Source organism: Paenibacillus sanguinis 2301083 = DSM 16941, assembly GCF_000374825.1.
GTDB lineage: Bacteria > Bacillota > Bacilli > Paenibacillales > Paenibacillaceae > Fontibacillus > Fontibacillus sanguinis.
This window is the reverse complement of the sequence record NZ_KB895392.1, coordinates 43373-68734: the sequence shown is the minus strand read 5'-3', so window position 1 is coordinate 68734 and position 25362 is coordinate 43373. Positions and strand designations below refer to the sequence as shown.

The following is a 25362-nucleotide window of genomic DNA, read 5'->3' as shown; positions in this document are numbered from 1 at the left end:
GGAGCAAGCTCCCCAATCACTCCGCTCGACTTGCATGTATTAGGCACGCCGCCAGCGTTCGTCCTGAGCCAGGATCAAACTCTCCAATAAAGGTGTTGTTTGACTTGCTCATGTAAACTTGCTGACGAGAACTTTCGTTCTCTTTATTTCTTACTCACTCGTTGTTCAGTTTTCAAAGATCAACTTGTTTTTTCTTCATCGCCGCGTTTCAGCGGCAACTTTTATAATATATCATGTCCGACGCTCTTTGGCAAGCATTATTTTTTGTCGTATTTCCTAGCGACTGCAATAATACTGTCCAGTTAACGACCGGATTTATAATATACCATCTTTTTCGGATGTGCGCAACCCATTTATTTAGCATTTTACTAAACCATATAATTTCAATAAATTAAAACGATGTAGAAACCACTCACTAGAACGAACCAACCTGTAGTCTCTAACTCGGCTTTTTGGCAGCAAACCTCAGTCTTCCACGAAATCATTTTGCCCACCAGTCCTTGAGAAAGCCCAATTCCCAAAAACAAAAGGCAGTGCAGGGACAACACCCTACACTGCCATAAAAACTTATCAACCCCTGTGAAGGGATATCCACTCAACTTTTTACAATAAGAGCTTATCCTTTATAGAGAAAAGGCAACATACGTTCCTACTTAGCGCATATGCGGGAATAGCAGAACGTCGCGAATGGAAGCTGCATCTGTCAGAAGCATGACCAGACGGTCTACCCCGATACCCAGCCCACCAGTTGGCGGCATACCATATTCCAAAGACCGGACAAAATCCTCGTCCATTTCATGTGCTTCGTCATTACCATGCTCCCGTTCTAACAATTGCGCTTCAAAACGTTGACGCTGGTCAATAGGGTCGTTCAGTTCTGTAAAGGCATTGGCATGCTCACGGGCCACAATAAACAACTCAAAACGGTCCGTAAAGCGTGGATCAGCTTCATTTTTCTTAGCCAACGGCGAAATTTCGACCGGATGTCCATATACAAAGGTAGGCTGAATCAACGTTTCTTCTACAAACTGCTCGAAGAAAGCATTTAAAATGTGGCCAAAGGTCATGTGCGGCTCTACCGGAACCTTATGCTCTTTTGCCAGACGATGTGCTTCCTCATCACTCATTTGCACGCCGAAATCAACGCCGGTTACTTCCTTCACCGCATCCACCATTGAAACACGCCGCCACTCTGGCTTCAGATTAACCTCATGGCCTTGGTAATTAACCACCTGAGTACCCAGCACTTCTTGAGCAATGTGAGCGATCATATTTTCCGTTAAAGCCATGATATCCTTATAGTCAGCATAAGCCTCATAAAGCTCAATCATTGTAAATTCCGGATTATGGCGCGTGGAAATACCCTCGTTGCGGTAGACGCGTCCGATCTCATAAACCTTCTCCAACCCGCCGACAATCAGGCGTTTCAAATGAAGCTCGATTGCAATACGCATGTACAACTGCATGTCCAGTGCATTGTGGTGCGTAATGAACGGACGAGCTGCTGCTCCCCCGGCAATATTATGGAGAGTTGGCGTTTCTACCTCCAGGTAACCCAGCGAGTCCAGATAACGGCGCATCGATTGGATAATGCGGGAGCGCTTAATGAAGGTCTGCTGTACTTCGGGATTTACGATCAAGTCCACATAACGCTGACGATAACGCAGTTCAACATCCTTCAGGCCATGATACTTGTCCGGCAACGGGTAAAGGGATTTCGACAACACTTCCAAATCCAGCACCTTAATGGTCGTTTCTCCGGTCTTGGTCTTGAATACCTCCCCCGTCACCCCAACGATGTCCCCTAAATCCAAAATACTGAAAGCTTCATATTTCGTTTCAGGGATACTGTCTTTGCGGACATAGATTTGAATTTTCCCGGATAAGTCCTGTACATGCCCAAAGCTGGCTTTACCCATGGTGCGTTTAGCCATTAGGCGTCCTGCGATGGATACCTTCACAGCCTTCTCTTCCAATTCCTCTTTAGACAAGCTGTCATACTTGGCAAGAATTTCTCCTGACATATCGGTACGCTCATACTTTTTACCGAAAGGATCGATGCCAAGTCCACGCAACTCGTCCAATTTGGCGCGGCGAATTTGCAGCAGTTCGCTAATCTCCACAACTTCTTCGTTGTTGTTCATTTCCTCGCTCATAGCCTTGCTCCACTCCTTATTACTGCTTTATTAGGTCCACAAACAAAAGAAACAGTGAAAGAAGCTTCCGCGGTGGAAGCTTCTTTCAAGCGCTAATTCCGGCTTACTTCTTAATGTCTACAATTTTATATTGAATCACGCCAGCGGGAACCGTTACATCCACCACAGCGCCTTTTTTCTTACCAAGAATCGCTTTGCCCACCGGACTTTCATTGGAGATCTTGTTCTGCATCGGATCAGATTCCGCTGTTCCAACAATCGCATACTCCATAGTGTCGCCGAACTCCAAATCCTCAACCGTCACAATGGAGCCGATGCTTACCGTGTCTGTGTCGATTTCATCGTTGTTAATGATACGAGCATTACGCAGCATTTTCTCCAGGGTAATGATACGACCTTCAATGAAGGCCTGCTCGTTTTTGGCATCCTCGTATTCCGAGTTTTCACTGATATCCCCATAGCCGATAGCTACTTTGATCCGTTCGGCTACCTCGCGGCGCTTCACAGATTTCAGATTTTCCAATTCTTCTTCCAGTCTCTTCAGACCGTCCTGGGTAAGGATAACTTCTTTATCACTCATCTCAACCGATTCTCCTGTCATGGAAAAAAATTTTCGCACGGTGCGTGCGGCACCCGAAAACCTTCCTGGAAATGAACTCTCCCTCAGGAATGTTCCTTTGCCTTCCACTGCCGCTCAGGTGCTTGGAAGCGCTCGCCTCCGGCAGCAATGGACGTTTTGCATGATGATTCATTGTATATATCATATGCGCGATGTTGTGACGGTCAGACCAACGCGAATAGGAAAGTCGACCTCTGAGGCGAATTTATATTGTGAAATTATAGGTGAACGGGTCTCAAATGTCAATGACACCGGAAATTGCATATGTAAACGTTTTATGAAAAAGGGAGGACTCCTAGAAAACAAGAGCCCCCCTATTCAGTTCATGTCAGGCCGATACCTCATCCCGCGTTGTCTCCAGCACAAGGTCACCCACAAAAGTCTCAAGAATCCGCACCATCTCATCACGCCGGGTTTCTTCCATGATTAAGTCCTTGATGCGCGCAGCCCCTTTCAGACCTTTTAGATACCAGGCAAGATGCTTGCGCATTTCTCGAACGGCGACATGCTCGCCCTTCAAGGCGGCCAACCGATCCATATGAAGGATAGCAATCCGAATCTTCTCGTCCGCAGATGGCTCTGGAAGCAATTCACCCGTCTTCAAATACTCTACAGTACGGTAAAGCATCCATGGGTTCCCCAAAGCACCCCGACCGATCATAACCCCATCGCAGCCTGTCTCCTCCAGCATGCGCTTGGCATCCTCGGGAGTCTGGACGTCACCATTGCCGATGACCGGAATCGAAACGGCTTCCTTCGCTTGCCGGATGTAGCCCCAGTCCGCCTTACCCGTGTAAAGCTGCTCACGTGTCCGCCCATGCACACTGACTGCCTTCCCGCCAGCCTGCTCTACCGCCTTGGCGTTGTCTACGACGTAGATATGTTCTGCATCCCAGCCAATGCGCATCTTGACGGTAACCGGCTTGCTAACCGCATCCACGACAGCCGATACCATTTCGTAAATTTTACTCGGCTCCAACAGCCAGCGTGCACCTGCATCGCATTTTGTCACTTTCGGCACCGGGCAACCCATGTTAATGTCGATAATATCCGCATTGGTCTCCTGGTCGACGACTTTGGCCGCCTCCACCAACGATTTTCGGTCTCCGCCAAAGATTTGCAGGCTTAGCGGCTTCTCCCGCTCATCGACAAACAACATTTCCTGTGTACGTTTGTTGCCGTGGATAATCGCTTTGTCGCTTACCATCTCGGCGCAGACCAGCCCTGTCCCGAACTCCTTGGCAATCAAGCGGAATGCCGGATTGCAGACACCCGCCATAGGAGCGAGCACGACCTGATTCTTCATTTCAATATCGCCAATCTTCAGCAAGATGGTTCCCTCCTCTGACCTTATAGTCAAGTTGTGCCTGCAACGCAGGCGTTACTATTCCGGCTTCAACTCCGTTAGGGGAATACCCAAACAATCCGAAATTTTAGTTAAAATTTGATCATCCGGGCGGCGGTTTCCCCGCTCTATCGCTCCCAAGACTGCAAGCGATATACCGGATTTCTCAGCCAACTGCTGCTGAGTGTAGCCCTTTAGCTTTCGGAAAGCGCGGATGCGCTGTGCCAGTTGTATGTTTTCCAAAACCGGACGCCTTCCTTTCCGTCAATGGTGCCAAGCGCACGATGAATATTCTCATACAGCCCGGAAGGCTCTCCTTCCGGAACGATATCCGATAAGGGAATCAGCACGAAGGCACGCTCCATCATGCGGGGATGCGGCAAGGTCAGCGAGGCGGTATTCATTTCCCGTCCTCCAACCCAAAGCAAGTCCAGATCTACTGTTCGTGGCCCGAAACGAATTTTGCGCTCCCGACCAAGTCGCTGTTCAACATCAAGCATGACGGATAGCAGTTCCTCGGGAGCAAGCGTAGTCCGAAGAGCAGCCGCCATATTGACAAAGCAAGGCTGATCCAGATAACCTACCGGATCGGTCTCATATAAATGTGAGCCTCGCAGGACCTTGATTTCGGGATGCTCCTGCAAAGCAGTGATGGCCTTCATCAAAGTAGCCTCACGGTCTCCCAAATTGGCGCCCAAAGCAATATAAGCCTCTGAAAACTCAGAGGTAGAAGATGTACTCATACAGAGTTCTCACTTTCTTGAACGGTGCAGCTTCACAGTCACGCCCTCAAAATGAATATCAAATGGAGGATGCGGTTTGGTCACCTGAACCGTTAAAGCATCTACCCTAGTATAAGTGTCCAAAACAGCAGATGCAATATGCTCAGCTAACGCTTCGATTAATTTGAAGCTTTTATTCTGGACGATTCCTTGCACCAGTTCATGCACTTCGGCATAATTTACCGTCTGCGACAGATCATCATCTATCCCTGCCGCGCGTAAATCAAGCTCTAATTCCAGGTCTACGTAAAACCGCTGGCCCAGCTTTCGTTCCTCTTCAAATACGCCGTGGTATCCGTAATATTCCATGCGGTGCAGCACCATTTTATCCATACAATCAGCCCCTTTTCCAGCCATTCAATATAAGTTGAACAAATGATGCGTCTCTAGAATCATTTTTCTCGTAATTTAACTAAGTGTAGAGCATAGCATCGCACATACGTGCGGTCTGTTTTATTTCCTTGACATCATGGACGCGAACAATCTGACAGCCTTGGGCAATACCCAGCGCTACGGTTGCTGCCGTTCCCATAACAACCTCATCCACAGGCAAATCAAGTGCGGTGCGAATAAACCGCTTGCGAGATGTACCTAGCAGCAATGGAAAGCCAAGCCCGGCCAATTGGTCCAGGTTAGCCATCACCTCCAGGTTCTCTCCATAATCTTTAGCAAACCCAATACCCGGGTCCAAAATAATTCGCTCATCACTCACGCCAGCCCTTTTGGCCAATTCCACACTTTCCAGTAAATCCGCAGTAACATCGCTCATCAAATCACCGTAAGCCCGATCCGGCCGATTGTGCATGAGAATGACCGGGCAGCCAAACTGAGCAGCTACCTGCGCGATGCGCGGCTCAGCCTTGAAACCCCACACATCATTAATGAGATGGGCTCCGGCCCGCAGTGCTTCCTCGGCTACCTGAGCTTTATAAGTATCCACGGATAAAGGAGCCTGCGGCATCTCGCGATGGAGTTTCTCTACAACAGGGATTACGCGCGCCAACTCTTCCTGCTCGGTCACCGGTTCATGCCCCGGGCGTGTCGACTCGCCCCCGATATCAATGATATCCGCTCCGGCTAGAAGCATTTCCCGGGCATGCTGCAACGCATGCTCTACCTGGTTATACCGCCCGCCATCCGAGAAAGAATCCGGGGTAACGTTAAGAATTCCCATAATTAAGGTGCGCTCCCCCAGCGTGAGAGACGCCTCTCCCATCCGATAGCTGCGTTTATACCACTCAGGTCGCATCAGGATCCCTCGCTTTCTCCCTATAATCTCCCAGCAAACGGCTTGTGATCGGTCCGATGTGTCCTTCACCCACAATATGGGAGCGAGGTAGTAATTCTCCCGTCTCTGGTTCTGCCCCACTTACCGTCCACCACAGCTCTGTAATGGGCACAAGTTCCTGAATTGAGTTCGTCATAAACACTTCATCCGCATTCAACAAACGGCTCCAGGTATAGCGGCCTTCCTCTACTTTCACCCCTTGCCTTGCGGCCAATTCCAGGATCACGGCACGCGTAATCCCGGGCAGGATGCCTGTCCCAATGTCAGGCGTATACAGTGTCCGTCCCTCTACGAAAAACAAGTTGCTGACCACACCCTCGGCCAGACTATCATCCGCTGTCAATTGCAAGCCCTCCGCAGGAATGCGAGAAGAACTTGTGGCAGAAACCGCCGAGGATAGTCTGATCGCCTCTAGCTGTACCAGCTCCCGCTTGGCAAGCATACTGTTCATATAATGCAGTGATTTAAGGCGAAGCTCACCCTCCGGCGTATTCCGCCGTGTCGTCAGTCTCCACAACGGCTTGCCCTTGGTATACAGCGCCGCTCTCGTCTCCGGGAGCGGTTTCACATAAATGATAATCCGCGGCTTGGCATAATTGCCTACAGGCAAGCCCAGCGGCCCATCTCCTGCGGTTACGGTATACCGAATATAGCCCTCATTCAGTCCGTTCAGCCTCAACAACCCAATGATCTCAGCGGTAATATCCTCGGGCTTGGCGGCAAATTCTATGCCAAGCGTACGGCATCCCGTCTGAAGCCGCTGAATATGCCGCTCCAGCAAAAATGGGCGGCCGCCATAGGTGCGGAACGTCTCGAACAGACCGATCCCGTACATCAAGCCGTGATCCATCACAGAGATCACGGCTTGATCTGCTGGGGTCGGAACACCGTCCACCCCGATATAATTCATCCTCTCGCTTCCACCTTACGACTCAGAAAATTACGCAGGATCTGATGCCCATGATCCGTAATAATGGATTCGGGATGGAACTGAACCCCCTCCACCGCATAGGTTTTGTGGCGCAACCCCATAATCTCACCCTCCGCGGTTTCCGCGGTAATCTCCAGGCACTCGGGTAAGCTGTCCCGCTCCACGATCAAGGAATGATACCGAGTCGCCGTAAAGGGGGAAGGCAATCCAGCGAATACAGATTCCCCTTGATGAAGGATTGGGGACGTCTTGCCGTGCATCAGCCGCTCGGCGCGAATGACCCGACCACCAAAGGCTTGACCAATGGCCTGATGACCAAGGCATACACCAAAGATGGGGATGACTCCCTTAAAGCGTTCAATTAGGTCCAGGGAAATTCCCGCCTCGCTTGGCGTACATGGACCCGGTGATATTAAAATATGATCAGGCCGCAAAGCCTCAATACCCGCAAGATCAATCTCATCATTGCGGCGGACAGTCACTTCCTCGCCTAGCTCGCCTAAATACTGTACCAGGTTATACGTAAAAGAATCATAATTGTCGATAACCAAAATCATCTCGTCTCATCTCCTGTCCTGGGCTTTGTCCGGCACGCCTTCACTATGTCGAACCGCCAGAGCAATGGCTCTGGCTTTGTTATGGCACTCTCTAAACTCACGATAAGGCACGGAATCGATAACGATGCCGGCACCTGCTTGTACGTATCCGACACCATCCTTAGCCACCAGCGTACGTATAATAATATTTAATTCCATATTGCCGCTGTAGTCAATCCATCCCATAGCACCCGTATAGGCTCCCCGAGTGACCGGTTCCAATTCCTCGATAATTTCCATGGTTCGTACCTTGGGTGCTCCTGTAATCGTACCGCCCGGAAATACAGCAGCTATCACATTGTAGATCGTCTGGTCCCCCCGCAAACGTCCTTCAACCTCAGAGACCAGATGCATGACATGGGAATACCGTTCAATGGCATACAGCTCGCTTGCCCGAACAGTGCCATAGGCGGCCACACGGCCGATATCATTGCGGAGTAAATCGACCAGCATAATATGCTCGGCCAATTCCTTCTCATTGCTCCTGAGCTCCTCCTCCATACGCTGGTCCTCCTCCGGGGTATGACCGCGCCGGCGCGTACCAGCAATCGGCCTAGTGCTGATCAACCCTTGCTCCACCTTCACCAGCAGTTCGGGCGAAGCAGATACCAACTGAAAGTCAGGGAAACGAAGCAATCCCATATACGGGGACGGATTCATCCGGCGAAGCTGCTCGTATATCCGCTCTGGAGCAGTCTGCAAGGGGAAGGCTTGTCTGAGCGATAAATTGACCTGAAACACATCGCCAGCACGGATATAGTCCTGTACTCGCCCCACAGCGTCTTCAAATACCTGCCGGGACATGGACACCCCTAAACGATATTGTTCCAAGGCTTCATCACTCATTAGGGAATCTGGTGAAGAAAACTCGTTCAAATACTGAAACGACTCGATTTCTCCACCACTGCACCCTCGGCTTATCCTCTGCCAGCGATCCAGCATCCCGATAGCTCGCTGCTCCGCTTGTAGAAACGTTTGTCTCCAGCTACCTATCGATGGTGAGACCTCTTCACAACCAGCATAAACGATACAATGCAAGATGCTTAATTTCTGGTCAATGACCCAAAGCTCATCCAGGCGCATCCACACGTAATCATCCAGACCGAGGTCATCCTGAGCCCGGGACGGCAAGCGTTCCAGTGAACGAGCGACGTCATAACCCAAATAGCCTACCGCTCCGCCGCTGAATTTGGGCAGTCCAGGGAGCCGGGGCGATTGATATGGCTTCATCCATTCTTCCAGCAGCTTCAAGGGCTCACCTTGCACATCCTCTTGCTTCCCTGACAGCAGTTCAAAGACAGTCGCTGTATTCCCTTTGCCCCGAAGTACGGAGACGGGGTTCAAGCCCAAAAAAGTGTATCGACCGCCCTTGCCGCTCTCCAGTACAAAGGAATACGGACTAGCTTCCTGCCAGGCCCTGCTCCAAGCATCGGGCAACTTCGCTGAGGGCAAGGATATGCTTACCGCGTGCGGCAGCAATGTCCATGTTCCTTCCTCCACCCACTTTTCCCACTGCTCCCATGTCGTTATCTGTTCCATCAGCAGCTTAAACCCTCCAAATGTGTATATCTCAGATGTTGAGAAAGACCAGACCACTCTCTCAACGGTCTGATAGCCAGCCTCTATTGCTAGCTAGTATACTAGATGACATCCCGGTTTGAAAATGAAAATATTACAGTGCATATTCAAAAAGTCGGGTTTACAGGACCAAGAAGGTTGGATAAAGCCAGGGACTGAGTAGCAGAGCTACACGTTTTCGTAGAAAACGGCTTCGGAAGCATGGATACGTGAGCAACAAAAAGTTTCTGTAGAAACATACTACGGAAGCCTACGCTTGGACCGGCTGAATTCAAGATTCGATGTCGAATATACTCCTAGGACAACTCCGTCCTGGGAAGACGACTTTTGAAAAACCTCTAAAAAATAAAATACCCCGTATTTGTTCCGGAAATTCCGGAACAAATACGGGGCTTACCCGGCATAATCTTCAGGGGAGCCCTGACTAGCTTATGCCTCGAAATTATAAAGCGGCGTGCTGAGATAACGTTCGCCATTACTTGGAATGATGGCTACGACGCGCTTGCCCTTGCCGAGCTCCTTAGCTACCTTCAGTGCAGCAAATACGGCTGCGCCGGAGGAGATACCTGACAGAATACCTTCTTCCTTGGCTACAGTCCGGGCTTGTTCAAAGGCCTGATCATTCTCGACATGTACGATCTCGTCATAAATCTCCCGGTTCAAAATCTCCGGTACAAAGTTAGCTCCAAGCCCTTGAATTTTGTGTGGACCTGGCTTGCCACCCGCCAAAATAGGCGATCCTGCCGGCTCTACCGCATAGATCTTCACATCCGGGAAGCGCTTCTTCAATACTTCACCGGCACCGCTAATCGTACCACCTGTACCGATACCTGCAACAAACGCATCCAGGCGCCCATCCAGCGACTCAATCGCCTCTACAATCTCAGGTCCTGTCGTCTCACGGTGAATCTTCACATTGGCTTGATTTCTGAACTGGTCCGCCAGAAAATAGTCCGGATGAGCCGCGAGCAGCTCCTCAGCCTTCTTAACCGCTCCGTTCATCCCTTCGGACCCCGGTGTCAATACCAGTTCTGCTCCATAGGCACGCAGCAGATTGCGACGCTCCAGACTCATCGTCTCAGGCATAACAATAACCGCCTTATATCCCTTGGCCGCTGCAACCATCGCCAGACCGATTCCCGTGTTGCCGCTGGTAGCTTCAATAATGGTGCCGCCTTCCTTCAGCTTACCCGTTTTCTCGGCCTCCTCTATAATGCTAATAGCAATCCGGTCCTTAACACTGGAGCCGGGGTTTTGATACTCCAATTTGACGTAAATTTCCGCGCTGTCCTCCGGAACGATTCGGTTCAAGCGAACCAACGGCGTATTGCCAATCAAATCCGTTACACTGTTTACAACTTTGGCCATATTAAATATCCTCCCTTATATGTGTTGCTGTCATTTATATCCGATCAATTAAGTTGGTTTTCTGTTTATTATCTTAACAACCCCGATCGGAGTTGTCAAGAAAAGTCATAAAAAAATACTTTGCAGCCAAGGGTTTCCTTACCCGCAAAGCATACTTTTTTATCCTGTGTTACTCTTCCCTTATCGGCTTTCCTACTTGCTCGATCAAGCTATCAATTTCCTCAGGAGTGAAGACATAAGCCTCATTACAGAAATCACATATCACTTCGGCCTCTTTGCCTTCATCACGCAATTCCATTAATTCCTGCTTGCCCAAGCTGATTAGCGTGCTTTCCACTCTTTCCCGCGAACAGCTACACGAGAAGACGATGTCCATTTCCTCCAATACCTGTACATCCGGCAATATCCATCTCAGCATTTCCTCTAGCTCCAAGCCCTGGTCCAGCAATGAAGTCACTGGCGGAAGCTGGCCTACGGCACGCTCAATTTCATCAATTTCTTCATCCTTTAACCCCGGCAGCAATTGAATAATAAAGCCACCCGCGACAATAACGGAGTTATCGACATCCACCAATACGCCCAGACCTACCGCCGACGGAGTTTGCTCCGATACAGCAAAATAGTAAGTGAAATCCTCGCCCAGTTCGCCGGAGATCAAAGGGACACTGCCCCGGTATGGCTCCTTCAAGCCTAAATCCTTGGTAACGTTGATAAAGCCTTCGGTCCCTACGGCCCCGCGCACATCCAATTTGCCCTGGCTATTGCTTGGCAACTGTACATGAGGGTTCTTAACATAGCCTCGAACCTCGCCACGCGCATTGGCATCCACGACTATTTGCCCAACAGGCCCATCGCCTTTGACTTGTATTGTTAACTTCTCATCACCCTTCAGCATCGCGCCCATCATGGCGCCAGCCGATAATGTGCGGCCAAAAGCTGCGGTTGTGGTGGGATAAGTATCATGACGGCGGCGCAATTCTTCCACCAATTCTGTGGTCCGTACCGCGAATGCACGCACCTTGCCTCCCATGGCAATCCCCCGAATCAACCGATCCTTTTTCTTGTTTATGCTAGAGTCCATCGCTTGGACCTCCTTCCCGATTATTGATTCCGTTCATAAATGAGACGAAGCCCCTCCAGCGTAAGCTGAGAATTGACCTCTTCAATCGTGCGGGTCTCACTGGCAATCAGCTCAGCCAAGCCGCCCGTGGCTACTACCTTCGGTTTGGCATTCATCTCGCGGGCAATACGTTCCACGATCCCATCCACCTGACCGGCATAGCCGAAAATAATACCCGCTTGCATGGCATGCACGGTGTTCCGCCCAATGACCTTCTTTGGCTTCTCCAATTCAATACGCGGCAGCTTGGAAGCTCGTTGGTAAAGTGCCTCGGTGGAAATTCCAATTCCCGGTACAATGGCTCCTCCCAAATAGCTGCCCTCGGCATCAATGCAATCAAAGGTTGTAGCCGTTCCGAAGTCGACAACAACAAGGGGTCCCCCGTATTGCTCAATGGCAGCCACGGCGTTAACAATCCGATCGGCGCCTACCTCGCGGGGATTCTCATAACGCAGGTTAAGTCCCGTTTTGATGCCAGGTCCTACGATTAGCGGCTTGCGGCGCAAATATTTCACACACAGCTCCTCCAGCGCATGCATCAATGGAGGGACTACAGAGGATATAATAACTCCCTCAATCTCGCTTTCGTGGATTCGGGCCATGTCAAATAAATTATGAATCAGGACGCCGTATTCATCCACCGTCGCCTGGCGATTGGTGCTGATACGGAAATGGTGGAGCAGCTCCTTGCCCCGATACACCCCTAATACGATATTGGTATTGCCTACATCGACTACAAGGAACATCGGCTGGTTAACCCTCCTTCTTAGCGTTCAGATCCAGACTGATATCCAGGCTCTCGAACGAATACGTCAGCCGTCCGACGGAAATGACATCCACACCACTCTCGGCGATGTCGCGAATGGTCTCCAGCGATACGTTGCCGGAGGCTTCGACGATCACATGCGGCGCCACTTGCTTGATTCGATGAACCGCTTCCTTCATGAGCACAGGCGCCATGTTATCCAGCATAATAATGTCAGCGCCCGCCTGCAAGGCTTCATTCACCTGCTCCAGATTCTCCGTCTCCACTTCGATCGTCATCGTATGCGGAATAGCGGCGCGAGCACGGCTGACCGCCTGGGCAATACCGCCAGCTCCCTTAATATGATTATCCTTAATCATCACCGCATCATACAACCCGAAGCGGTGATTCGCTCCGCCCCCGGTACGCACCGCATATTTCTCCAGCATCCGGTGGCCCGGAGTCGTCTTGCGCGTATCCACCAGCCGTGTTGGCAATCCCCCCAGCGCTTCCACGAAAGTACGTGTACGCGTAGCAATGCCCGACATCCGTTGCAGCAAGTTCAGGGCCAGTCGCTCTCCGGTCAAAATCCGGTGTGTGCTGCCCTCCACTTCGGCAATTACGGTCCCCTTCTCCACTCGCTGACCGTCCTTCACAAGCGGTGTAAAGCGAAGGCTGGGGTCTACGATTTCAAACACCAGACGGGCCGCTGGCATTCCGGCAATGACCCCATCTTGTTTGGCGTGAATAATCCCCTTTGACTCGTGACCTGTCGGAATCGTTACGGCGGTTGTGACGTCGCCGGAGCCTACATCCTCTTGCAGCCAACCGCGAATACAGCGGGCTATCTCTTCATTATATCCGTTAAACATCATCGCTAACTTCCTCCATCATTCCTTTTTCCCGCTGCCATTGAAGATGCTTGAGCCACTTCTCGTCGCCGCGCTCCGGAAAGTCCTCGCGGTAATGACCACCCCGGCTTTCTTCCCGTACCAACGCCGACTGGGTTAATAGCAGCGCACAAGTTAGCATATTTGCGTATTCCCAGTGCTCCCGGGTACGAAGGGATTGGCCGAAAATCGGAATCTGCCGTTCCAATTCTTGAATGGCCTTGGCAAGCTCTTCTCCCGTACGGCGCAATCCGACCCGGCGAACCATCACCTTTTGCAGTTCAAGCCGTTTGGCCGTCATGGACACCGGAGCATCCTCTATACGCCCTCCCTGATAGGAGATCGCTTCCCCTGTGCGAGTCAACGGCGACAACTGGCTAATTTGTTCAATGATGCGTCTTCCAAACACCACTGCTTCAGATAGCGAGTTGCTGGCCAGACGGTTGGCTCCGTGTACTCCGGTGGACGAAACCTCCCCGCAGGCAAACAGGCGATTCACACTGGTCTCCCCGTGCTGTCCTGTCCGAACTCCCCCCATCATATAATGCGCGGCCGGGGCGACCGGAATCCAATCATTGGTCATATCCAGCCCATAGCTCATACACGTTTCATAGATTGTCGGAAAACGACGCCTTACCAATTCGGGGTCTTCATGGGTAATATCCAGATACGCCATGCTTGCACCCGTAGCCTCCATCTCGCTTACGATGGCCCGCGCCACAATATCCCGTGGAGCCAGCTCCATCAGCTCATGGTATTTGCTCATAAAGCGCTCGCCTTTAATATTGCGCAGCACAGCACCTTCGCCGCGAACAGCCTCGGAGATCAAAAATCTCGGTGCACCTGGGTAGCAAAGGGCCGTCGGGTGAAATTGAATAAATTCCATGTCCCGAACTACGGCACCTGCTCGGTAAGCAATCGCCACGCCATCCCCGGTGGCTACCTCCGGATTGGTTGTATACCGGTACAACTGTCCGGCACCCCCGGAGCATAGAACTGTTGCCTTGGCACGCAGGAATAATTGTTGCCCGTCAGGTCGCTCAACTAGTGCACCTAGACACTCGTTAGCTTCGGTCATTAAATCAATTACATAATGATTTTCCCACACTTCGATATGAGGATGCGAGGCAACCTGAGCCGATAAGGCTCGTACAATTTCATAACCTGTTGCATCGCCATTCGCATGCAATATCCGGCGGTGGCTATGCGCACCTTCCCGCGTCAACGCTAGCTCCCCATTCTCCAGATCAAATAAGGTGCCCATCGCCATCAATTCTCTGACGCCCTCAGGCCCTTCATTTGCCAGAATGTCTACCGCAGTTGAGGAACAAAGGCCCGCCCCCGCCAGCAGAGTATCCTGACGGTGATAAGCGGGCGAATCCTCTTCGGAAATCACCGCAGCAATCCCGCCTTGTGCATAACGGGTGTTGCTGTCCAGCAGCGATTTCTTGGTGATCATAATTACACGATGATGCTCACTGGCCTTAATGGCTGTGAACAGGCCAGCAATGCCCGAGCCAATGACAATAACATCCGTATCAACTTTGGGCAGCTTGCCAAGCTCAAAATCAGTCAAATATTGTGGAATCACGATTCGTCACCTATCTTAGACAAGAGAGTAGCGCATGCTATTGAACCTGCAGCATGCGCTCTAGAGATAATCTGGCTTTATCGGCAACGACCGGTGGTACATAAATCTGCGGTTGCATTGTCTCCAGACATTTGACCAGCTTCTTCAAATTGTTAACCTTCATATTAGGACACACCAGGAATTTAGTGGCAAAATGAAATTCTTTATCCGGGCTATCCAAACGGAGCTGATATCCGGTTCCATCCTCGGTGCCCACGATAAACTGCTTGGCAGAAGAATTTTTACAATAATTTAAAATTGCCGTAGTGCTGCCTACAAAGTCTCCCATCTCCACAACCTCAGGGCGGCACTCCGGGTGCACTACAAATTCAGCATTTGGATATTTAGCCTTCATTTCGACCACATCTTTAACCGTCAGCATATCATGCGTGTTGCAGTAACCTTCCCAAATAATCAGCTTCTTGTCTGTATGCTGCTGTACATAGTGGCCCAGGTTCTTGTCCGGTACCCAGATAATTTCATCTGCGTCCACGGAATTAATCACTTGAACGGCATTGGATGACGTACAGCAGATATCCGTCTCCGCCTTAACATCAGCCGATGAGTTAATATAAGTCACGACCTTGGCTTTGGGATGCTGGGCCTTTAGCTTCCGCAAGCCATCCACGTTAACCATATCCGCCATGGGACAACCGGCCCGTTCATCCGGAATAAGCACGGTCTTGCCAGGCGCCAGAATTTTGGCACTTTCCCCCATGAAATGTACACCACAGAAGACAATGGTCTCCGCATCTGTAGAAGCCGCCTTCTGGGCGAGTAGAAAAGAATCGCCACGAAAATCAGCCACCTCTTGAATTTCATCACGCTGATAATAATGCGCCAATATAATTGCGTTGCGTTCCTTTTTTAGCTGAGCCAGCCTTTCACGCAGTTCACGATTCATTTCCGCTTTCCGCTCTAGTGCTAAAGCCTCCACCTGAATTCCTCCCCCATAAGGTGCTTGACTTGTAGCAACGGTAACCCGCTGCTTCCCGTCCCTCTCGCATCGGCTGGCTTCTATTCTCTATACGCCACTCTTCCGCATCATCTTACAAGAACGTATCAAATTTCACACGGTGTTTAAGAACTAATTTACACAACGTCCATGACACTGTCAATGTACCAGAGAGGAGCGGATACCGGTGCTATCCTTGATTTTTGGCAGGAAAACCAGCATTACCACGCAGATACGACGATTGAGCATTTATCTAAAATTTTTAGCTTTCTGATGTCTTATGTAAGATGCAAAAAAGAATAGGGCCATTGCGGCCTTATTCTTAACTCGTTACTACTCTAATTACTATAAATAACGTGAAATAAATAAAAGTGAATACACCAATAGGGATTTTAGTTCTAGTACATATTTTTTTGATCACAATCCCTAAATAAGGATTAACATATTGATACAATAGGATAATTAAAACGAACTGAATGAGTCCAACAATAATGATATTTTTAAACGTAAATAATAAAAAATGATCTAGTCCCAAAAAAACAATCGTAATACTGACAAAGTTCCAGAAATTTGAATAGGAGTTATTTCTGTCAGCTTTCTCAACATTCTTCATAATGTAGTCCCCACTATTTGTCTTCCAATTTGCAAGTTTCAGATCCAACCTGGCCATATTCAGCACTAATAGTTAGTTAGATTGAGTACCTCATCGAGTTTAAAATAACCCATTATGTTCATATACCCTTATAGCATAAAAACGCAAGATGTTGGGATTTACATCACGAACATCTTGCGTTTTTTTAATGTATATAGTCATAGCCTTTATACCGTTGGCGTACTGCCTCCGTTATGGGAACCTTTATCGTCATCCGCATCAGGGTTCGTTCCCTCGGATGCCCCGTCGCCTGCCGCACCTTCTGGTGCATCGTTGGGAATATCTCCCGCAGGTGCGGAAGATGTCGTATCCTCAGGTTTGCCCTGAATGCGAACACGCACATCGCCCAGACTATCGACGGTTGGTTCGCCGGATTCCGAAGAACCGCTATCTCCACGCGGAACACTTTCGTAGCCTTCCAGTGAACCGTTCTCGATCAGGTACTTGATCTGATCCAGTTCCAACGTTTCCACTTCAAGCAGTGTTTCCGCAATGAGTCGAACTTCCCGAGCATGCTCGGTTAGCAGTGCACGACAACGTTCATACGATTCATTAATAAAACGTTGCATCTCTTGGTCGATATCATAAGCGATTTGATCGCTATAGTTCTGCTCATGCCCGATATCACGGCCCAAGAATACCTGGCCTTGGGATGTGCCGAACTGCATCGGTCCAAGCTTCTCGCTCATCCCGTATTCAACGATCATGCTACGCACAATGCTAGTTGCTTGCTGGAAGTCGCTATATGCACCGGTACCAATTTCACCGATGTAGATTTCCTCCGATACGCGTCCGCCAAGCAGGCCGGTCACTCTATCCAGCAATTCGTTTTTCGTAGCAAGCATACGATCTTCCTTCGGCAGCATAATAACATACCCGCCAGCGCGTCCCCGCGGAATAATCGTAACCTTGTGTACCATATCGGCATGCTCCAGATAGTAACCAACAATAGTATGACCCGCTTCGTGATAAGCAACGATACGCTTCTCGCGGTCGCTGATCACGCGGCTGCGCTTCTCTGTACCCACGATTACCCGGTCAATTGCTTCATCGACTTCCCGCATGGAGATGTCTTTCCGGTTCCGCCGCGCTGCAAGCAACGCCGCCTCATTCAGCAGATTCTCCAGATCGGCACCGGTAAAACCGGTGGTCCGCTTCGCAATGACATCCAGACGGACGTCCTTGGTCAACGGCTTGTTGCGTGCATGAACCTTCAACACCGCTTCGCGTCCCTTGACATCCGGACGGTCTACTGTAATTTGACGGTCAAAACGTCCCGGACGCAGCAAGGCAGGATCCAAAATATCCGCACGGTTCGTAGCGGCTATCATGATAATGCCTTCGTTGCCACCGAAACCATCCATCTCTACAAGCAATTGGTTCAACGTTTGTTCACGTTCATCGTGACCGCCGCCCAGACCGGCGCCACGCTGACGTCCAACCGCATCGATTTCATCGATAAAGATAATACATGGCGCATTCTTCTTCGCATTCTCGAACAAATCGCGAACACGTGATGCCCCGACCCCAACGAACATTTCCACGAAATCGGAACCGGAAATACTAAAGAACGGAACTCCGGCTTCACCCGCAACGGCGCGAGCCAAGAGGGTTTTACCTGTCCCCGGAGGACCTACGAGCAGAACGCCCTTTGGAATTCTGGCGCCCACTGCAGAGAACTTCCGCGGATCTTTCAGAAACTCAACAACCTCCACCAATTCCTGCTTCTCTTCGTCAGCCCCGGCCACATCTTCAAAGGTAACCTTCTTCTTCTCTTCATTGTAAAGACGCGCCCGGCTCTTGCCAAAGTTCATTACTTTGCCGCCGCCACCCTGCGCCTGATTGAACAGGAAGAAGAACAAGATGAACATAATCGCCAGCGGTATGATCGATGTCAGGAAGGTCAGCCAAATACTTTCCCCCCGCATCTTCTCCCAGTTAACCTCAAAACCGTTTTGTTCACTCAGGTCGGTAATTTCCTTCAACACATTCTCGTCATAAGGAACATACAGCGAGAACCTCTTTGTTTTCGCATCCCCAACCTCTTGTTTATATTCACCGGTTACCAGATAAGCATAACCGTCGAATTTACCGGTTAGTTCATTCACATTGTTATCCTTCAACTGCTGACGCAGTTCGGTATAACTAGGGGTGACAGTCGCTTCTTGTCCGCCGTTGAGGAATTGGACGATGCCCACCACGACTAAGAAAAGTATCAAATAAAAACCAGAATTCCGGATGAACCGATTCATCCCCTACCTCCTCTCAAGACCTTTAGTTATTTTAACATAGCCACTCTCGCGATTTCAAAACTCCGGCGAGTGGTTGTTTGCCCTAACAGGGCGCTGAGATTAATGGGTGTAAATTTCAGATTTCAACACGCCAATAAAAGGAAGATTACGGTATTTCTCCGCATAGTCAAGACCGTAGCCGACCACAAAGGCATCAGGCAGTACAAACCCCGACAGATCGGCCTCCAGCTTTACAGTACGGCGTGCAGGCTTGTCAAACAGCGTTACGATTTTGACAGATTGTACGTTGCGCCGCTCCAAAACATCGACCAAATAGCTTAGCGTTAACCCGCTGTCGATGATATCCTCCACAATCAACACATCGCGCCCTTCTACCGAGCTGTCCAGATCCTTGATGATCTTTACTTCTCCCGAGGAACGGGTCGAAGCCCCATAGCTGGAAACAGCCATGAAATCAAGCTCGATGGGTACGGTGATCTCTTTAACCAAGTCAGCCATAAAAATAAAAGCGCCCTTCAGAATACAGATGACCAGCGGGTTCCGGCCCGCATATTCCTCGCTCAGTTGTTTGCCAAGCAACGCAACCTTCTCCTGTATCTGTTCCTTTGTAATCAGCACTTCTTGAATATCGTTTAGCAAAATAAGTGAACCCCCTACGTTATACTATGAATGCCGGTCTTTCGCTAATCCTGAACTGGACATCGCTACTCTTACTACCCGAAAACCATGTGCACGACACAAATTGTGTCTCGATTGACCGCGGCAATCGCGGAACGCCGAACGCCAGGTATCCATAATATCCGGCCCGCAGCATCTGTCACGATGGGAATGCGGAAGCGAAGGGAAGGAGGTATTTTCGCATCGATGAAAATATCTTTTACCTTTTTGCTGCCGTTTAATCCCATGACTTTCATGACATCTCCCGGAAGGCGGGAACGTACTGTAAGCGGATAGACCAGCTCATCCGCATCAAATTTCGCCTCGTCATTGCTAGCTGCCACTATTCTTGCCTCATTCCTGTCAACCACAAGCCGCGTCATGCGCAAGCTTTGCCCCATACCAGCAATAGGCACTTCTGCCGGAAATTGCTCCACTAAATATGTATAGTGAGGAATCTGACTCTGCACAGCAGCGGGGACAAACCGGATTATGCCATACTCACGTAAGCACTGTATGCCGCCGCCCAGATCAAGACTCCACGTCGAGGGCTGATGCTGAATTGTCCCTTGACGAATGGCCTCAATCTTAACAAAATCGCTTTCATCTGTACTTAAAGGCAGATAATTTAATATTAATTTAATCAACCTCCGTTGTAAAGCAACATGTAGCTCGTTAAACACAGAGACTTCAAACAAGGGGTAATCATCTTCTTGCTGAATGATTTCGTTATAAAGCCGGAGCGACTCCTGGCCCAAATAATCATCCTCGGCAGATGCCAGTTCTGCCAACCGATTCAGCGATTCGGGTAGCTGACCATTATATTGCCCCAAAAATGGAAGTACATCCAGCCGAATTGCATTTCGTGTAAAGTCTGTTTGTTGATTGCTGCTATCCTCGACAAAGGCTATGCCCGATTCTTGACATGCCCGGAGCAAATCCGTCTTGTATATACGAAGCAAGGGCCGAATTAGTTCCACATTTTTTTCCTGCCGCTTAAACCTCATTCCAGCTAGACCGGACAACCCGCTACCACGTAAGAAACGCATCATTACAGTTTCGGCTTGATCATCTGCATGATGGGCTAAAGCGACGGAATTCGCCCCGTATTTCTGAGCAACATCCCGCAAGAAAGCATACCGGACCTCCCGTGCGGCAAGCTCCAGGCTCTTTCCTGTTTCCTTACTATAGGAATATACGTCGGCAAGCCCCAGTTCAAAGGGAATTTTCAACTCTTTAGCCAGGCTCTGGACAAACTCAGCATCCCGGTCCGCCTCTTCACCACGCAAGCCATGGTGCAGATGCGCACAGATTAATTCAAGCCCAAAGTTCGGGTCCATACCCAATTCTTTCATTATATGTAGCAGCAGCGTCGAATCTGCTCCACCGGAAACGGCAACCACGATACGATCTCCTGGATTCCACAGCCGCTCCTGTCTGGCCGTTCGCCGAACGATCTCTACCAGGCGGTGCATCATTCGTTCCTTCATCCCGAGAATTCCTCCATTCGTTCAGAAGCGCAAGGTTAAATAGATGGCACAAGCAAGCAGACCTAGGGAGACGGCAAAAGCCCCTACCATCCACTTTGGCGTCGTTCCCCGCTTACGTCGCGGCCGGGAAGCGAAGCGTTCCGCCACCTGCTCCCGCCATAAACGGCAAGCCTCCGATGTATCGCGGAACTCCCCCCGAAGAGCAAGTTGCAGCCACGCCCTATAAGGCTGGAGCGCCTCGTGATGGTCCACAATCGCAAGCAAGTCCTGCCTGCTGCGCATCTGCGGTAATTGCGTCGCCGCCCTCTTAAGCGGCTGCTCTGCAAGCATATGCAGACAAACTACAGCAAACGAAAACAAGTCATAGGACGGATCAGCCGTCCGGTTGCCTGCGTCCCAGAAGCCGCGATCATACCATTCCGTGAACTGCTTCACGCTTCTCCCTATACTGGTGGCGCCGCCGTAATCAATCAGTTCAACCTCGCCGTAGGGACCAACGAGCATATTCTCCGGCTTAAGGTCTCCGAACACCCACCCTGACTCATGCAGACGCTTTAACTGCTGAAGCAATTGCAGTCCCGCTGCATCCAGCCAGCGTGGTCCACGCCGGGCCAAGAACGCCCGCAGCGGCTCGCCCTGCACATAGCGCATAACATAAAACGGAACCTCCTTGCCTTGGTAAGCATAGTCGTCTACCTCCACCAGATAAGCAAGATCCCGTTCCGTTGGTCCCCGCCGCCTTTGACGTTGCAGCGCCTTCAGCACATTGATCTCCGATTGGATATCAAGCGTATCGAAGCCCAGCTTCAATGCATATAATTTGTTGTTTTTCTCCCGCTTTACCAGATATACAACGCCGTTCGCACCTTGTCCCAGCAAGCGCTGAATGATGTACTTCCCGCCATGCCAGCGTCCGCGAATTTGCGTCCCCTGCGGCAAGCTGATTTTAAACGACGTAGCCACCGAGGATTCCATCTTGTCCATCCGTCTCCTCACGCCAAGACTTTCCATGTCCATTCAGTGTACCATATTGAATAAATTCCATCACCTTCAAGATGGCCGGGCCTGTAGGAGTAGCGCCCTTCATGGCAATCCGCTGGAATATGGAGCGTGCGGCTCCCAGATCATCCGTCCAGTCCACATCAAGAACCGCATCCTCACCACTGTGCGAGCCTGGAAAGTGAAAAACGGCCAGCTTGCTCTCCCCTGCTCTTGAGCTGAGGCTCAACATCATGTCGCGAATCGCTTCCTCTACGGCACGCAGCTTGGGCTTCATACTCGCGCTGGCATCAATCAGAAGCGCCACCTGCAATGGACTGCTCTCGCTCAGTTCATCAATGACTTCGACAACCTGCGACCGGGTCTCCGGGGGTAAATCACCCACCGATTGGTCACCCAGAATATGCCTGATCTCCTTATTAACCGCATGTTGTATTGTCTGTACCACCGTTTTGCGCGTAAGCATCTGCATCGTTTGAGCCAAGTTCTCCGTACCGGCAATTCGGCTCATACCACCCCCAGCCTTAGCGATCTCACTGATCTCCAAGCTGCCCAGTTCCCCGATGGTACCGTAATCGACAATGCCGATCACGTTGACCGTAATCCCTTCCTGTCTAGCCAACGCCGCTGCCATAACCGGACTATCGCCCACGTTGGAACAACCATCCGTAATCAACATAATTTGCTTCATTCTGTTTCCCGCCCTTCTCGGATATAAAAAATACCTACTCTCGTATCTAGCATTTCCAGAGCAGGTAGATTTCAAACGAGTCAGGTGTAACGTTAGCGGGACATTCCCTCAAGGCAAAAGAACCTAAGGCCATGGCCTTAAGTTCTGTAGTCCTCAATTATTCGGTTGATGTTGCGTAGCGGTGCTCAATCCGGACTTGGAAATACCCTACTACAGCAGGGTCAGGCTGACTATCGATGACCCAGTAATCTGGAGTCAGTTGTTCTAATAGTTGATAGCTTGAGGTATCCAACATCAGCCCGGTTAATTTCGTAGCGTGCAGTTGATAATCTCGCTCAGGCTGGAGTCCGAATTTGATATCAAGCAAGCTGCGAAGACCACCTATCGTCATAAATTTGAACGTATAGCCACTCCGGACGGCTTCCGCGAACTCCGCAGCATGGACACTCGTATATTCCAGAAATTCAGTCCACCCCAGTTCCGCACTAATCCGTTCCTTGAACTCAGCTTCATGCCGGCGCCCAACCAGGTCCAACACCTCACGATTTGAATATCCCTTAGCCCGAATGAGCTCCAGACGGAGTGCATAAGGCTGTGGCAACCCCGCAGTCAATCCATCTCCCAAAAAGATCTCCCCTTCATCAAAAAGTAAAAGTAACTAATACATTCCAGTCAGACCCAGTGACAAGCGACGTAGTGATTACTGCCAACATTGCGCATGTTCGGTATTTGCTCCCGGCACTCCGACGTGGCGAACGGACACCTTGTATGGAATTTGCAGCCGGAAGGCGGATTCGCTGGGCTAGGGATATCCCCCTTCAGAATGATTCGTTCCCGCTTCAACCGCGGAATGGGCATCGGCACGGCCGACAGTAATGCTTTGGTATACGGGTGAAGGGGATGAAGGAACAATTCGTCCCGGGTCGCCGTCTCGACCATTCCTCCCAAATACATGACGCCTACATGCGAGCAAAGGTGCTCTACCACGCTAAGATCATGAGAAATGAACAGATAGGTCAGGCCCTGGCTCTCCTGTAGCTTGCGAAACAGGTTGATGATCTGTGCCTGAATGGACACGTCAAGCGCAGAGACCGGTTCATCAGCAATCATTAAGTCAGGATTCAGAATGAGCGCCCGGGCAATGCCAATTCGCTGACGTTGTCCACCAGAAAATTCATAGGGATAGCGGTCAATATGATATGAGGATAACCCGCAGGAGCTCAGCACCTCCAACACCCGCTCTCTGATCTCCCCTTTGCCCAGCAATCCGTGATCCAGCAATGCTTCCCCGATGGCATCGCCTACTCTAATTCGTGGGTTCAGGGAGCCGTAGGGGTCCTGAAAAATCATTTGCAGCTTCGGACGCAGTCTGCGCAATTCATCGCCTTGCAAGCTATGCAGATCTGTTCCCCGGAACAGGATTTCGCCATCCGTCTTCTCGGTAAGTCGAACGATGCTTCGACCCACCGTGCTTTTACCGCTGCCCGACTCGCCGACGAGCCCAAAGGTCTCTCCTTCTTGAATTGTGATGCTGATATCGTCAACAGCCTTGACTTGACCCGTCGTTCTTCCTAACAATCCCGTTTTGATAGGAAAATACTTCTTCAAATGCCTTATCTCCAACAAGGGTTCAGCCATGATGTGCTACCTCCCCATATAGCCAGCAGGCCGCCTTCTGCTGATGACCCACCGCGCCTAGCTCCGGCTCCTGCATCCGGCAAATCGCCATACAATGTTCGCAGCGGTCGTGGAAATAGCAAGACGGCTGTAATTCCAATAAATTAGGCACCTGGCCAGGGATAGAGAATAATTCCTCCTGCCGCTGGCCCAGCACAGGCTTGGACCTCAAAAGACCTTGCGTATATGGGTGCTTTGGGTCTTCGAACAGCTTGGTCACTTCGCCCTCCTCCACAATCTTGCCGGCATACATCACGACGACATAGTCAGCCATTTCGGCAACGACACCCAGATCGTGCGTAATCAGCAGAATCGCCATGCCCGACTCCTCCTTGATTTGACGCAGCATATCCAGAATCTGCGCCTGAATCGTAACATCGAGGGCCGTGGTTGGCTCGTCGGCAATCAAGAGCTTGGGGCCACAAGAGATCGCCATAGCAATCATAATCCGTTGCAGCATACCTCCACTCAGCTCATGGGGGTAACTATTCATGATCTGCTTGGAACGCGAAATCCCCACTTGTTCAATAAGTGCAGTCGCCCGTTCCCTTGCTACTTTTTTACTTAGCTTCAGGTGCTCCATCATCGGCTCGATTAACTGTTCACCAATGGTCAACACCGGATTTAACGAAGACATCGGCTCCTGAAAGATCATGGCAATCTCATGACCGCGAATCGCTCTGATCTCGGCTTTGTCCAGAGATAGCAAGTCGGTGTCCTGGAAGGTAATTCGCCCGTCAATGGCTACGCCAAGCCCACCTTGCAGCAGTCCCATTACGGACATAGCCGTAACACTCTTACCACAGCCGGATTCACCGACAATACAGACGGTTTCGCCTTGGAGAATTCGCAGGCTCACCTCGTCAACCGCCTTGATTCGGCCTTCTTCCGTGATGAAATGCGTGCTTAATCCTTCGATCTTTAGCAAAGCTGACATGATT

24 protein-coding genes and 1 rRNA gene are annotated in these 25362 nt (G+C 50.4%); all 25 read right to left on the bottom strand.

Features of this window, described 5'->3' with window-relative positions:
* Window positions 1–90, bottom strand: a 16S ribosomal RNA gene (locus C557_RS0119560); the annotation flags it as partial.
* 563 nt (window positions 91–653) lie between these two features.
* Complete coding sequence (gene lysS, locus C557_RS0119555; RefSeq protein ID WP_018753566.1) at window positions 654–2156, bottom strand: lysine--tRNA ligase; 1503 nt, start codon at window positions 2154–2156, stop codon at window positions 654–656.
* Between the two features lie 103 nt (window positions 2157–2259).
* Window positions 2260–2736 (bottom strand): transcription elongation factor GreA, encoded by a 477-nt coding sequence (greA, locus tag C557_RS0119550; protein WP_018753565.1) that lies wholly within the window; start codon window positions 2734–2736, stop codon window positions 2260–2262.
* Window positions 2737–3103: 367 nt separating this feature from the next.
* Window positions 3104–4105 (bottom strand): tRNA dihydrouridine synthase DusB, encoded by a 1002-nt coding sequence (gene dusB / locus C557_RS0119545; RefSeq protein WP_018753564.1) that lies wholly within the window; start codon window positions 4103–4105, stop codon window positions 3104–3106.
* Window positions 4106–4159: 54 nt separating this feature from the next.
* Entirely contained in the window at window positions 4160–4363 is a 204-nt protein-coding gene (locus C557_RS24590; protein WP_083930297.1) for a helix-turn-helix domain-containing protein, read from the bottom strand.
* Window positions 4315–4863 (bottom strand): 2-amino-4-hydroxy-6-hydroxymethyldihydropteridine diphosphokinase, encoded by a 549-nt coding sequence (gene folK, locus C557_RS0119540; RefSeq protein WP_018753563.1) that lies wholly within the window; start codon window positions 4861–4863, stop codon window positions 4315–4317. Before folK ends, C557_RS24590 begins: the two co-directional genes overlap by 49 nt.
* Before the next feature lie 9 nt (window positions 4864–4872).
* A complete protein-coding gene (gene folB, locus C557_RS0119535; protein WP_018753562.1) occupies window positions 4873–5235 on the bottom strand; it encodes a dihydroneopterin aldolase in 363 nt (120 codons plus the stop codon).
* A 79-nt stretch (window positions 5236–5314) separates the two neighbouring features.
* Window positions 5315–6151, bottom strand: a complete 837-nt coding sequence (gene folP / locus C557_RS0119530; RefSeq protein WP_018753561.1) for a dihydropteroate synthase — start codon at window positions 6149–6151, stop codon at window positions 5315–5317.
* A complete protein-coding gene (locus C557_RS0119525; RefSeq protein WP_018753560.1) occupies window positions 6141–7100 on the bottom strand; it encodes an aminotransferase class IV in 960 nt (319 codons plus the stop codon). The genes folP and C557_RS0119525 overlap by 11 nt, the downstream gene beginning before the upstream one ends.
* Window positions 7097–7678, bottom strand: a complete 582-nt coding sequence (gene pabA / locus C557_RS0119520; protein WP_018753559.1) for an aminodeoxychorismate/anthranilate synthase component II — start codon at window positions 7676–7678, stop codon at window positions 7097–7099. Before pabA ends, C557_RS0119525 begins: the two co-directional genes overlap by 4 nt.
* 6 nt (window positions 7679–7684) lie before the next feature.
* Window positions 7685–9256 carry a chorismate-binding protein gene (locus tag C557_RS0119515; protein WP_018753558.1) on the bottom strand — a complete coding sequence of 524 codons (1572 nt, stop codon included), beginning with the start codon at window positions 9254–9256 and terminating at the stop codon, window positions 7685–7687.
* A 468-nt stretch (window positions 9257–9724) separates the two neighbouring features.
* Window positions 9725–10663, bottom strand: coding sequence for a cysteine synthase A (gene cysK / locus C557_RS0119510; protein WP_018753557.1), 939 nt, complete (start codon window positions 10661–10663; stop codon window positions 9725–9727).
* A gap of 169 nt (window positions 10664–10832) precedes the next feature.
* Entirely contained in the window at window positions 10833–11732 is a 900-nt protein-coding gene (hslO, locus tag C557_RS0119505) for an Hsp33 family molecular chaperone HslO (RefSeq protein ID WP_026263582.1), read from the bottom strand.
* Window positions 11733–11764: 32 nt separating this feature from the next.
* Window positions 11765–12529 (bottom strand): type III pantothenate kinase, encoded by a 765-nt coding sequence (locus C557_RS0119500; RefSeq protein ID WP_018753555.1) that lies wholly within the window; start codon window positions 12527–12529, stop codon window positions 11765–11767.
* A 7-nt stretch (window positions 12530–12536) separates the two neighbouring features.
* Entirely contained in the window at window positions 12537–13403 is an 867-nt protein-coding gene (gene nadC, locus C557_RS0119495) for a carboxylating nicotinate-nucleotide diphosphorylase (protein WP_018753554.1), read from the bottom strand.
* Window positions 13393–15009 (bottom strand): L-aspartate oxidase, encoded by a 1617-nt coding sequence (gene nadB, locus C557_RS0119490; protein ID WP_018753553.1) that lies wholly within the window; start codon window positions 15007–15009, stop codon window positions 13393–13395. The genes nadC and nadB overlap by 11 nt, the downstream gene beginning before the upstream one ends.
* Before the next feature lie 37 nt (window positions 15010–15046).
* Window positions 15047–15985: a quinolinate synthase NadA gene (gene nadA, locus C557_RS0119485; protein ID WP_018753552.1), complete on the bottom strand. Its 939-nt coding sequence runs from the start codon at window positions 15983–15985 to the stop codon at window positions 15047–15049.
* An 837-nt stretch (window positions 15986–16822) separates the two neighbouring features.
* The gene (gene ftsH / locus C557_RS0119475; RefSeq protein ID WP_018753550.1) at window positions 16823–18907 is read right to left on the bottom strand and encodes an ATP-dependent zinc metalloprotease FtsH; all 2085 of its coding nucleotides are present in this window, start codon (window positions 18905–18907) and stop codon (window positions 16823–16825) included.
* 99 nt (window positions 18908–19006) lie between these two features.
* A complete protein-coding gene (hpt, locus tag C557_RS0119470; RefSeq protein WP_018753549.1) occupies window positions 19007–19546 on the bottom strand; it encodes a hypoxanthine phosphoribosyltransferase in 540 nt (179 codons plus the stop codon).
* Window positions 19547–19620: 74 nt separating this feature from the next.
* Window positions 19621–21054, bottom strand: coding sequence for a tRNA lysidine(34) synthetase TilS (gene tilS / locus C557_RS0119465; protein WP_018753548.1), 1434 nt, complete (start codon window positions 21052–21054; stop codon window positions 19621–19623).
* Window positions 21055–21075: 21 nt separating this feature from the next.
* Window positions 21076–22029, bottom strand: a complete 954-nt coding sequence (locus C557_RS0119460) for a serine/threonine protein kinase (protein WP_018753547.1) — start codon at window positions 22027–22029, stop codon at window positions 21076–21078.
* Entirely contained in the window at window positions 22001–22744 is a 744-nt protein-coding gene (locus C557_RS0119455) for a vWA domain-containing protein (protein WP_018753546.1), read from the bottom strand. Before C557_RS0119455 ends, C557_RS0119460 begins: the two co-directional genes overlap by 29 nt.
* A 157-nt stretch (window positions 22745–22901) precedes the next feature.
* Window positions 22902–23369, bottom strand: a complete 468-nt coding sequence (locus C557_RS23820) for a hypothetical protein (protein WP_018753545.1) — start codon at window positions 23367–23369, stop codon at window positions 22902–22904.
* 47 nt (window positions 23370–23416) lie between these two features.
* On the bottom strand, window positions 23417–24382 hold the full coding sequence (locus tag C557_RS0119445; RefSeq protein ID WP_018753544.1) for an ABC transporter ATP-binding protein: 966 nt from the start codon (window positions 24380–24382) through the stop codon (window positions 23417–23419).
* The gene (locus C557_RS0119440; protein WP_018753543.1) at window positions 24375–25358 is read right to left on the bottom strand and encodes an ABC transporter ATP-binding protein; all 984 of its coding nucleotides are present in this window, start codon (window positions 25356–25358) and stop codon (window positions 24375–24377) included. Before C557_RS0119440 ends, C557_RS0119445 begins: the two co-directional genes overlap by 8 nt.
* Between the last annotated feature and the right edge of the window lie 4 nt (window positions 25359–25362).

Coding starts and splice junctions, on each gene's coding strand:
- lysS (WP_018753566.1), bottom strand. CDS start 2,156: ATGAGCGAGGAAATGAACAACAACGAAGAAGTTGTGGAGATTAGCGAA.
- greA (WP_018753565.1), bottom strand. CDS start 2,736: ATGAGTGATAAAGAAGTTATCCTTACCCAGGACGGTCTGAAGAGACTG.
- folK (WP_018753563.1), bottom strand. CDS start 4,863: ATGAGTACATCTTCTACCTCTGAGTTTTCAGAGGCTTATATTGCTTTG.
- folB (WP_018753562.1), bottom strand. CDS start 5,235: ATGGATAAAATGGTGCTGCACCGCATGGAATATTACGGATACCACGGC.
- folP (WP_018753561.1), bottom strand. CDS start 6,151: ATGCGACCTGAGTGGTATAAACGCAGCTATCGGATGGGAGAGGCGTCT.
- C557_RS0119525 (WP_018753560.1), bottom strand. CDS start 7,100: ATGAATTATATCGGGGTGGACGGTGTTCCGACCCCAGCAGATCAAGCC.
- pabA (WP_018753559.1), bottom strand. CDS start 7,678: ATGATTTTGGTTATCGACAATTATGATTCTTTTACGTATAACCTGGTA.
- C557_RS0119515 (WP_018753558.1), bottom strand. CDS start 9,256: ATGGAACAGATAACGACATGGGAGCAGTGGGAAAAGTGGGTGGAGGAA.
- cysK (WP_018753557.1), bottom strand. CDS start 10,663: ATGGCCAAAGTTGTAAACAGTGTAACGGATTTGATTGGCAATACGCCG.
- C557_RS0119500 (WP_018753555.1), bottom strand. CDS start 12,529: ATGTTCCTTGTAGTCGATGTAGGCAATACCAATATCGTATTAGGGGTG.
- nadC (WP_018753554.1), bottom strand. CDS start 13,403: ATGATGTTTAACGGATATAATGAAGAGATAGCCCGCTGTATTCGCGGT.
- ftsH (WP_018753550.1), bottom strand. CDS start 18,907: ATGAATCGGTTCATCCGGAATTCTGGTTTTTATTTGATACTTTTCTTA.
- tilS (WP_018753548.1), bottom strand. CDS start 21,054: ATGAAGGAACGAATGATGCACCGCCTGGTAGAGATCGTTCGGCGAACG.
- C557_RS0119460 (WP_018753547.1), bottom strand. CDS start 22,029: ATGGAATCCTCGGTGGCTACGTCGTTTAAAATCAGCTTGCCGCAGGGG.
- C557_RS0119455 (WP_018753546.1), bottom strand. CDS start 22,744: ATGAAGCAAATTATGTTGATTACGGATGGTTGTTCCAACGTGGGCGAT.
- C557_RS0119445 (WP_018753544.1), bottom strand. CDS start 24,382: ATGGCTGAACCCTTGTTGGAGATAAGGCATTTGAAGAAGTATTTTCCT.
- C557_RS0119440 (WP_018753543.1), bottom strand. CDS start 25,358: ATGTCAGCTTTGCTAAAGATCGAAGGATTAAGCACGCATTTCATCACG.